The sequence below is a fragment of the Sphingomonas mali NBRC 15500 genome, from assembly GCF_001598415.1.
Taxonomy (GTDB): Bacteria; Pseudomonadota; Alphaproteobacteria; order Sphingomonadales; family Sphingomonadaceae; genus Sphingomonas; species Sphingomonas mali.
The window spans coordinates 1-8,547 of the sequence record NZ_BCYX01000080.1 but is presented as its reverse complement, the minus strand read 5'-3'; the positions used below and the strand labels follow the sequence as shown (position 1 = coordinate 8,547).

The 8,547-nt window shown below is 65.6% G+C and carries 8 protein-coding genes and 1 pseudogene; 3 read left to right on the top strand and 6 right to left on the bottom strand.

The genetic code is table 11. From position 1 onward, the window contains the following. Positions 1–109: 109 nt before the first annotated feature. The 4 genes from SMA01S_RS23650 to SMA01S_RS23635 all read right to left on the bottom strand — a co-directional run bounded on the left by SMA01S_RS23650 (position 110) and on the right by SMA01S_RS23635 (position 3,618). Positions 110–886 carry an enoyl-CoA hydratase gene (locus SMA01S_RS23650; protein ID WP_066827883.1) on the bottom strand — a complete coding sequence of 259 codons (777 nt, stop codon included), beginning with the start codon at positions 884–886 and terminating at the stop codon, positions 110–112. Between the two features lie 11 nt (positions 887–897). Then, positions 898–1,242, bottom strand: coding sequence for a YunG family protein (locus SMA01S_RS23645; RefSeq protein ID WP_174543183.1), 345 nt, complete (start codon positions 1,240–1,242; stop codon positions 898–900). Further along, a complete protein-coding gene (locus SMA01S_RS23640) occupies positions 1,239–2,279 on the bottom strand; it encodes an enoyl-CoA hydratase/isomerase family protein (RefSeq protein ID WP_066827877.1) in 1,041 nt (346 codons plus the stop codon). The genes SMA01S_RS23645 and SMA01S_RS23640 overlap by 4 nt, the downstream gene beginning before the upstream one ends. Positions 2,280–2,472: 193 nt before the next feature. Then, complete coding sequence (locus SMA01S_RS23635; RefSeq protein ID WP_066827875.1) at positions 2,473–3,618, bottom strand: acyl-CoA dehydrogenase family protein; 1,146 nt, start codon at positions 3,616–3,618, stop codon at positions 2,473–2,475. 74 nt (positions 3,619–3,692) lie between these two features. Here SMA01S_RS23635 and SMA01S_RS23630 point away from each other — a divergent pair, with 74 nt between their 5' ends. Beyond that, positions 3,693–4,742 (top strand): AraC family transcriptional regulator, encoded by a 1,050-nt coding sequence (locus tag SMA01S_RS23630; protein WP_066827873.1) that lies wholly within the window; start codon positions 3,693–3,695, stop codon positions 4,740–4,742. A 93-nt stretch (positions 4,743–4,835) separates the two neighbouring features. Then, positions 4,836–5,621, top strand: coding sequence for a sterol desaturase family protein (locus tag SMA01S_RS23625; RefSeq protein ID WP_066827871.1), 786 nt, complete (start codon positions 4,836–4,838; stop codon positions 5,619–5,621). On the opposite strand, the gene SMA01S_RS23620 is transcribed toward SMA01S_RS23625, so the two are convergent. Further along, complete coding sequence (locus SMA01S_RS23620; protein ID WP_066827869.1) at positions 5,602–7,101, bottom strand: CoA-acylating methylmalonate-semialdehyde dehydrogenase; 1,500 nt, start codon at positions 7,099–7,101, stop codon at positions 5,602–5,604. The genes SMA01S_RS23625 and SMA01S_RS23620 overlap by 20 nt on opposite strands. Before the next feature lie 109 nt (positions 7,102–7,210). On the opposite strand from SMA01S_RS23620, the gene SMA01S_RS23615 reads away from it, so the two are divergent. Continuing rightward, positions 7,211–8,080, top strand: a complete 870-nt coding sequence (locus SMA01S_RS23615; RefSeq protein ID WP_066827867.1) for a LysR family transcriptional regulator — start codon at positions 7,211–7,213, stop codon at positions 8,078–8,080. 151 nt (positions 8,081–8,231) lie between these two features. On the opposite strand, the pseudogene SMA01S_RS24950 reads toward SMA01S_RS23615, so the two are convergent. Next, positions 8,232–8,547: pseudogene (locus tag SMA01S_RS24950) on the bottom strand (ABC transporter ATP-binding protein); the annotation flags it as partial.

Genomic DNA, 8,547 nt, shown 5'->3' with positions numbered 1-8,547 from the left:
TGGCTCGCGTCGAGCTGCGCTCGACCCACCCCTCTCCCAGCTACGACTAGGCGGCAAGCCGCCAAGTCTCCGCAACCCTCTCCCCTCCTGCGGAGGGGCGAGGGAGCTATTACTTACCCTTCCAAACGCCCGGCCGCTTCTCGACGAACGCGGCCATGCCTTCCTTCTGATCTTCCGTCCCGAACAGGCCATGGAACAGCCGGCGTTCGAACTGCACGCCCTGCATCAGCGTCGTCTCGAACGCGGCGTTGACCATTTCCTTGTTGGCGATGACCGCGAGCGGCGCCATGCCGGCGATCGTCGCGGCGGTCTTGACCGCTTCCTCGACCAGGTCGGCCGCCGGGATGATCCGCGACACCAGGCCGGCGCGCTCGGCTTCTTCGGCGTCCATGAAGCGGCCGGTCAGGCACATCTCCATCGCCTTGGCCTTGCCGACCGCGCGAGTCAGGCGCTGCGAGCCGCCCATGCCGGGTGCCACCGCGAGCTTGATCTCGGGCTGGCCGAACTTGGCGGTGTCGGCCGCCAGGATGAAGTCGCACATCATCGCCAGCTCGCAGCCGCCACCGAGCGCGAAGCCGGCAACCGCCGCGATCATCGGCTTGCGCGTACGGGTGAACATCTCCCAGCCGGCGAAATAATTGCCGCCATACATGTCGCCGAACGACTGCGGTTGCATCTCCTTGATGTCGGCGCCCGCGGCGAACGCCTTTTCGCTGCCGGTCAGCACGGCGCAGCCCTGCGACGGGTCGGCGTCGAACGCCTGCAGCGCCGCGACCAATTCGCCCAGCACCTGATTGTTGAGCGCGTTCAGCGCCTGCGGCCGGTTGAGCGTGATCAGCGTGACGCCGCCGTCGCGCCGGTCGACCAGGATTGTCTCATATGTCATTGCAGGCTCCGTCAGCGCGCCGACGCGATATTGGCCAACAACGCGTCGAGCTGTGCGGAAGTCGCATGCTCGAACGCCTCGTCGGCCGAGGCCGGCAGGTTTTCATAGGGAATCGGTTCGTCGAACTGGTCGGCGGCCAGGTCCCAATAGCGGCCGTCGATCAGATTGTAGAAATGCGTGCCGCCCTTGGTTCGCGTCTTGACGATGTCGCCACCCATCAGCCGCTGCACCGCCAGCGCCGTCACCGCGCATTGGTTGCGGCAGGGATTGGCGGGGTCGAACGGCGTCGACACCGTCTCGGGCGCCCAGGCGCGTTTGATACGATGATAGAGCAGATCGGGCGTTTCTATGCTCATTGCGGTGTCCATGCTTCATCGGCCGGCAGCGGCGCAAAGATCGCGTCGATCAATTCGTCGGTGACGCCTTCGGGGGTATCGGGGTCCCAGACCGGCGCATTATCCTTGTCGACGATCACCGCGCGGACGCCCTCGAGGAAGTCGTGGCGCATCACGACGCGCGCGCCGACGGCATATTCCTGCGTCATCTCGGCGGCGAAATCGACCATTTGCCGCCCTTCCTTGAGTAGGCGCAGCGACACTTTCATCGTCTGGGGCGACTTGGTCCTGAGCGTCGCCAGCGCTTCAGCGCCCCAAACTCCACCGCTGGTCTCCAGCGCGGCGTAAATGTCTTCCAGCCGGTCGGACTCGAACAGGCGGTTGATGTCCTGTTCGTGCGCGACGATCTTCGCCTCGGGCACCGGCGATCCCAGCTCGACGAGGATTTCCTCGATCTCGGTCGGTGCCGCCGCAATCCGGGCCTTGGCCTCATCGAGCGTATCGCTGGTCAGATAATCGCTCGCGAGACCGAGATTGAGGCACTCGGCCCCGTCCAGCCGGTGCCCGGTCAGCGCGAGATACTGACCAACCCGTCCCGGCAGGCGCGACAGATACCAGCCGCCGCCGACATCGGGGAACAGCCCGATCCCCGTCTCCGGCATGGCGAGCCGGGTATTCTCGGTCGCGACACGATAGCGCGCGGGCTGCGAGATGCCGACGCCGCCGCCCATCGTGATGCCGTCCATGAACGCCACCACCGGCTTCTCATAGGTGAACAGCCGATGGTTCATGCGATATTCGGTGAAGAAGAATTCTCGCGCCTCGACGCCGTCCTTCGCCCCGCTTTCCGCAAGCATGCGGATGTCGCCGCCGGCGCAGAAACCCCTGCCCTCGGCATGATCGATCATCACCGCCTCGACCGCAGGGTCGTGGCGCCACGCCGCCAGCGCGTCGAGCACAGCCGCGCACATCGCGGTATTGAGCGCATGGATCGCCTTGGGCCGGTTGAGCCGGATACGCCCGACCTTGCCTTCGATGAAGGTGAGGACGTCGCTCATCGGCAAAGGCTTTCTTGTTCACGCGGAGGCGCGGAGGCGCGAAGAGACAGGATAGGCTGCGCCCGTCTCGCGACAGCGAGACCCTTATGCCCGTCGCGCGCGCAGGGCGTTGAGGCCGCTAACGCGGCTTGGTGTGCGGCAAGCGACGTAATCTTCGCGCCTCCGCGCCTCCGCGTGAATCCAATCAATCCCCTCATTGCCGCGTCAAATCCCGGCCGACGATCATCCGCATGACCTGGTTCGTCCCCTCCAGGATCGAATGCACGCGCAAATCGCGCCAGAAGCGCTCGATCGGATAATCCATCAGATAGCCGTACCCTCCGTGCAGCTGGAGCGCGCGGTCGACGATCGAGCTGCCATTGTCGGTCGCCAGCCGCTTCGCCATCGCCGAGAAACGCGACTTGTCGGGCGCGTTGGCGGTCACCTTTGCCGCGGCGAGGTAGAGCAGCGCCCGCGCCGCCTCGAGGTCGGTCGCCATATCGGCCAGCATGAATTGCGTGTTCTGGAAATCGGCAACCGGCGTGCCGAATTGCTGGCGTTCCTTGGTGTAGTTGATCGACTCATCGAGGCAGCGCTGCGCTCCGCCGAGCGAGCAGGCGCCGATATTGAGCCGCCCGCCGTCGAGCCCCGCCATCGCGAAACGGAACCCGTCGCCCTCCGCGCCGACCCGGTTCTCGACCGGCACGCGGCAATCCTCGAAGATCACCTGCGCGGTCGGCGAGGCGTTCCAGCCGAGCTTCCTTTCCGGCGCACCGAACGACAGCCCGGGCGTATCCTTCTCGACCACCAGGCACGAGATGCCCTTCGACTTCTCCTCGCCGGTGCGGACCATGCAGACATAGATATCGTTATAGCCAGCGCCGGAGATGAACTGCTTGGTGCCGTTCAAGACGTAATGATCGCCGTCCCGCTTCGCGCTGGTCTTGAGCGCCGCGGCGTCGGAGCCGGAGCCGGGCTCGGTCAGGCAATAGCTGGCGATCTTGTCCATGCTGACGAGGTCCGGAAGGAAACGATCCTTGATCGCCTGATCGCCGAAACGGTCGATCATCCAGGTCGCCATATTATGGATCGAGATGTACGCGCTGGTCGCGGGGCAGCCATAGGCCATCGCCTCCATGATCAGCGCCGCCTCGAGCCGGCCGAGCCCTATCCCGCCCGATTCCTCGGCGACATAGATCGCGCCAAAGCCGAGCTCGCCCGCCGCCTTCCAGACGTCGACCGGATAATGGCGTTTCTCGTCCCATTCGGCCGCGAACGGCGTGATGCGATCGGCGGTGAACTTGCGCGCTAGGTCCTGGATTTCGCGCTGGTCGTCGGTCAGGTCGAACTGGTTGATCATGCGGAAAGTCTCGTCTGGACGGAGTGGAGAGGGCCATAGACCCGCGTCGGGAGCGAAGCCATAACGCGTGAGCAATGACGCGGATGCTGCTCATCGATACCGCGCTGCGCCTGCTGTCGGCGGGCCAGTTGATGCTGATCGCTCTGGTGATCGGCCGTGGCCGCGCGCCGCGCCCGATCCGCTGGGCGACGGTGCTGCTGTTGCTGAGCGTGGCGGCGTATCTGGCCGATGTCGCGCCGGTGATCGATGTGCGCAGCATGCGAATCTGGCCGATCGTCCAGCTCGGATCGCAGAGCTCGCCGATTGCGTTGTGGGTGTTCGCCCACCTGATCTTCGAACGCCGCATCGACCGGCGGCTGCTGGCCATCGCCATCGCGATCACGCTTGCCTGCTGGATCAATTTCCTCGCGGCGGTTTACTGGACGCATCGCATGCCGGTGACCGCCGACGTGACGCAGCATGCCTTGTCCTTCGCGCTCGCCGGCCACGCCATCTGGATCGCGATCACCGAACGCGGCGACGATCTGATCGAGCGGCGCCGCGCGTTCCGCACCGGCTTCGTGATCGTCGTGGGGTTGCAGACGCTCGCGGTCGTCGTGGTCGAGACCATCGTCGGCTATGTTACCATCCCCTGGCTGATGCTGCTGCAATCGGGCAGCACGCTGATCGCGGTGCTGGCGTTCGGCGCGGTGCTGTTGTCGAGCAATGCCGATCTGCTGTTCGATGCGGCCGCCCCTGCGCCGCCGCAGCCGAGCCTCGCGCCCGCCGACAATGTCCTCAAACAGAAGCTCGACGCGGCGATGGCCGGCCATGTCTATCGCGAGCCCAGCCTGTCGATCGGCGTCCTCGCTGCCAAGCTCGGCGTGCCCGAGCATCGCCTGCGTGCGCTGATCAACCAGCGGCTGGGCTATCGCAACTTTTCCGACTTCCTCAATTCGCACCGCATCGCCGACGCGCAGGCATGGCTCAGCGACCCGGCCAAGGTCGCGCTGCCGGTGCTGACGATCGCGATGGACCTGGGATATGGCAGCCTGGCGCCGTTCAACCGCGCCTTCCGCGACACCACCGGCCAGACCCCGACCGACTGGCGCCGCGCGGCGCTGGGCGGTTTCGAAAATAGCTGATCGATTCCGGAATCGACCGGCTTTTTCCGGCACTGCCGCGACCGCCTGCATCCGATCGGCCAGACAGCCCGCATCATTTGACGGGAGCTTGGTATGACCGACTCGATCCGAACGCTCATCATGGGCGGCGCACAAGGCTATATGATCGAATTGACCCGCTATCTGGCCGCGGCGGGCGGCGTGACCCTGGTGCTGTGGCTGGGCGCGCGCTGGACGGAGAGCCGCCGCATCCAGTTGCGCACGCCCGACTTCGCCGATTGGCAGCACGAGGTAATCAATTCGCTGATCACGATGGTGACCTTCGCGGCATCGACCATGCTGACGATCGCCTTGGCGCGGATGGGCATCCTCCATGTCTCGATGGCCGCGCCGCCGCTCTGGCTGGCGGGCGTCGAGTTCGTCGCGATCGTCATCGCGCACGACGCCTATTTCTACTGGATGCACCGCGCGCTGCACCTGAAGGCCTTGTTCCGCCGCGCGCATATGACGCATCATATGTCGCGCACGCCGACGCCCTGGGCCGCGTACAGTTTCGCGCCCATCGAGGCAGCGTTCGAAGCCGCGTTCCTGCCGCTGTTCCTGCTGATCGTGCCGTTCCACGCGCTGGTCGTGCTCGCGTTCCTGCTCCACCAGATCATCAGGAACACGATCGGCCATTCGGGGCATGAACTCGCCTGGTCGGGCTTCACCCGCAGCCGTTGGACCGGATGGCTGACCACCACCACGCACCACGACCTCCACCATAGCGAAGGCCGGCACAATTATGGCCTCTACTTCACCTGGTGGGATCGGTGGATGGGAACGGAGCACCCGCGTTATCATGAGAAGTTCGAGGCGATCGTCGCCGACCGCCCCGTCCTTACCCCATTGTCGGGATGACGAAGGCGTTGGCGCCGTCGCCGACCCCGCCATCGGGCCAGCGTTGGGTGACGGTCTTGACCTTGGTCCAGAATTTGACGCCTTCGAGGCCGTGCTGGTTGGTGTCGCCGAAGGCAGAGCGCTTCCAGCCGCCAAAGGTGTGATAGGCGACCGGTACCGGGATCGGTACATTGATCCCGACCATACCGACATTGACCCGCGCGGCGAATTCGCGCGCGGCGTGGCCGTTGCGAGTGAAAATGGCGACGCCGTTGCCGTATTGATGATCGCTCGGCAGGCGGAGCGCGGTCTCGAAATCGGGGGCGCGGACGATCTGCAGGACGGGGCCGAAAATCTCTTCCTTGTACGACTGCATGTCTGGCGTGACATGGTCGAACAGCGACGGGCCGATGAAGAACCCTTCTTCATGCCCCTGGAGCTTGAAGCCGCGGCCATCGACCACCAGTTCGGCGCCTTCGTCGACCCCGGTCTGGATCCAGTTCTCGACGCGCTGCTTGTGCGCGGCGTTGACCACCGGGCCGTAATGCGCATCATTGTCGGTCGACACGCCGACGCGCAGCGCCGCGATCGCGGGGATCAATTTGGCCTTGAGCGCCTCGGCGGTCTTGTCGCCGACGGGTACGACAACCGGGAGCGCCATGCAGCGCTCGCCGGCCGATCCGAACGCAGCACCCGACAGATCGGCGACGACCTGATCGAGATCGGCGTCGGGCATGACGATGCCGTGGTTCTTGGCCCCGCCCATCGCCTGGACGCGCTTTCCGGCGGCGACGCCGCGATTATAGACGTAATGCGCGATGTCGGACGAGCCGACGAAGCTGACCGCGGCGATCGCGGGATGGTCGAGGATCGCGTCGACCATTTCCTTGTCGCCGTGCACGACCTGAAAGATGCCTTCCGGCATGCCAGCTTCGCGCATCAGTTCGGCGAGGCGCACCGGCACCGACGGGTCGCGCTCCGACGGCTTGAGGATGAAGGCGTTGCCGCACGCGGTGGCGACGGCGCCCATCCACAAGGGGATCATCGCGGGGAAATTGAACGGCGTGATGCCGACCCCGATGCCGACCGGCTGGCGCATCGAATAGACGTCGATCCCGGGCCCCGCGCCCTGGGTATATTCGCCCTTGAGCACGTGCGGGATGCCGCAAGCGAACTCGACCACTTCGAGTCCGCGCTGGATGTCGCCCTTCGAATCGGCGATCACCTTGCCATGCTCGGACGAGAGCAGATGCGCGAGCTCGTCCATGTTCTTTTCGACCAGCGCCTTGAAGTTGAACATGACGCGGGCGCGGCGCTGCGGATTGGTCATTGCCCAGGCCGGTTGCGCGGCCTGCGCTGCGGCGACCGCGCGATCGAGATCGGCTTGCGCACCAAGATTGACCTTGGCCTGGACCTGCCCGGTATTGGGGTCGAACACGTCGCTGGTACGAGTGGCGCCACCGCCGGCAGAGCCCGCGATGAAATGGTCGATGGTGCGCATGGTCAACTCTCCTGGGGCCTCGTTCGGCTCGATGCTCTATTTCACTAGGCAAATTCGCACGCAAGGCTACTTAATTGCCAAATGAACATGCAAAAATGCAGATGGCTCGATGCAGAACTGGGATGACCTGCGTATCTTTCTCGCCGTTGCACGCTCGAAGCGTATCGCGCCGGCCGCGCGATCACTGGGGGTCGATGCAACGACAGTCGGCCGAAGGCTCGCCCGACTGGCGGCGCGAGTCGATCGGCCGCTATTCGAGTCGGTCGGCGGCGAACGCCGGCTGACCGAGGAAGGCGAAGCGCTGCTCGCGCATGCCGAGACGGTCGAATCGGCGATCGTCGCCGCGATCGCGCCCGCCGGCGACCTGGCTCCTGCTGGGCATGTCAGGGTGAGCGTGGCGGAGGGGCTGGCGACCTGGGTGATCGCACCGGCGATCGCGCCTTTCCAGGCGAGCCATCCGCGCATCCGGCTCGACCTGATCACCGCGTCGGGCTTCCTCAATCCGTCGAAGCGCGAGGCGGACATCGCGGTGATGCTTGCCCGCCCGCGCAGCGCGCAGCTTCGCGCCATCGAGTTCGCGCGCTATCGACTGCGGCTCTATGCCACGCCCGATTATCTCGACCGCCACGGCCGGCCGACGTCCAACGCCGACCTCGGCAAGCACGTTCTGGTCGGCTACGTCCCCGAGCATATCTATGCCCCCGAGCTCGATTATCTGTCCGAGATCGAGCCCGGCCTGACCCCGCAGGTCCGCAGCACGAGCATCAATGTCCAACGTTCGCTGGTGTCCGCCGGCGGGGGGATCGCGGTGCTTCCCGACTTCATGGCGCAGCACGATTCCGGGCTCGAACCCGTGCTGGGCGAGAGCGTCGCCGTTCACCGCACCTTCTGGCTGGTGACGCATCAGGATACGCACGCGACGTCCCGCATCCAGGCAGTGTCCACCTGGCTCCAGGCGATCGGCGGACGGCTAGGCTAAGTCGTCTTTGTCGCGATTGAAACTAGAGATCCGTTCGCCCTGAGCTTGTCGAAGGGCATCTGTCCGCATGCGCGGCGCTTGAGGCTGGGCGCCCTTCGACAGGCTCAGGGCGAACGGAAGTTGAGGTGATGCAGCGCGTCGGAAATCGACCCTAAGCTGCACGACCCGCCGGGACCGGGAGCATCCGTCCTTCAGCATCCGCGAACAGCAGCACGTCCACCCCGAAGGCGTCGCGCAAATGCTGTTGCGTCAGCACCTCTTCGGGCGGGCCCGACGCGAAGACGCGGCCGTCGCGCAGCATCACGATCTCGTCCGCGACGCGTGCGGCGTGGACCAGATCGTGGAGCACGACGACCACGCCGACCCCGCGCGCCGCCTGGCCGCGCAAGCGGTCGAGCAGGTCGAGTTGATGCGCCGGATCGAGGCTCGCCAGCGGCTCATCCGCGAGCAGCCATTGCGGCTCGCCC